The organism is Halomonas sp. ML-15 (genome assembly GCF_014779595.1).
In the GTDB taxonomy this organism is placed as follows: domain Bacteria; phylum Pseudomonadota; class Gammaproteobacteria; order Pseudomonadales; family Halomonadaceae; genus Franzmannia.
In genome coordinates this window covers 649,020-650,056 of the sequence record NZ_JACXZT010000019.1, presented here as the reverse complement: position 1 = coordinate 650,056, position 1,037 = coordinate 649,020, and the positions used below count along the sequence as shown (strand labels likewise).

Below are 1,037 nucleotides of genomic sequence, written 5' to 3'. Positions count from 1 at the left end.
AAGTTGGAGGCGCCGAACACGGCGACCGGGCCCAGGGCGATATGGCGCTGGCGCAGGTCGGCGCGGGGCATCGGCGCGCGCTCCGGCAGTGCCGGATCGTGGCGCACATCGAGCCACTCGCCGGCGCGCACCACGGCGGCGAACAGGCGCAGCTGGCCGCAGGTGCGGCCGCGCTCGCCCTCGAGACGTGCCTGGGGCAGGCCGGTCTCGGCCATGCCGCGCTGGGTCAGGTCGTCACCGATCGCTTCGATCTCGGCGGCGATGGTCTCGAGGAAGCTGGCGCGGGCCTCCAGGGAGGTCTCGCGGTAGCTGGCGAAGGCCGCCTCGGCGAGGACACAGGCGCGCTCGACCTCGGCCTCGCCGCCGCCGCGGTAGACCGGCTCGAGGGTCTCGCCGCTGGCGGGATTGATGGCGCGGATCTCGGCACGGTTGCCGCTAACGGCCTGCTGGCCGATGAGAAGTTGTCCGGATAGGCTCATATGATGCTCCTTTCGGTTTAGAGGGGAGAGACTTGGCAGTCAACGGTACCGGTCTCGAAGCGCAGTGGATTGCGCAACGGCCGTCCCAGCGCTGACAGCTCAATCTCGAAGCGATCACCGTCACGAGTCTGAATGCCGTCGGCGAAGCTCAGGGTGGCGGTGCCGAAGAAGTGCACGTGGACGTCGCCGGGGCGGCGAAAGCCCGCGTACTTGAAGTGGTGGTGCTCGAGGTTGGCCAGGCTGTGGGCCATGTTGGCCTCGCCGGTGAGGAACGGCTTCTCCCACAGGGTTTCGCCGTCACGCACCACGCGGCTGACGCCCTCCAGATGCGCCGGCAGCTCACCGATCAGCAGCTCCGGCCCGACGCTGCAGGCGCGCAGCTTGGAGTGGGCCAGCCACAGGTAGTTGAAGCGCTCAGTGATATGGTCGGAGAACTCGTTGCCCAGGGCGTAGCCGACCCGCCACGGGGTGCCGTCGGCGCCCACCAGGTAGAGCCCGGCGAGCTCCGGCTCCTCGCCAGCATCTTCGGCGAAGGTGGGCACCGGGAGGGCAGCCTCA

1 protein-coding gene and 1 pseudogene are annotated in these 1,037 nt (G+C 69.4%); both read right to left on the bottom strand.

What is annotated here, in order from left to right:
• Positions 1-479 (bottom strand): aldehyde dehydrogenase family protein (locus tag IEI94_RS14650; RefSeq protein WP_191168022.1); only part of this gene is annotated, 479 nt, incomplete at its 3' end.
• A 17-nt stretch (positions 480-496) separates the two neighbouring features.
• Positions 497-1,037 (bottom strand): annotated as a pseudogene (locus tag IEI94_RS14645) (FAH family protein); the annotation flags it as partial.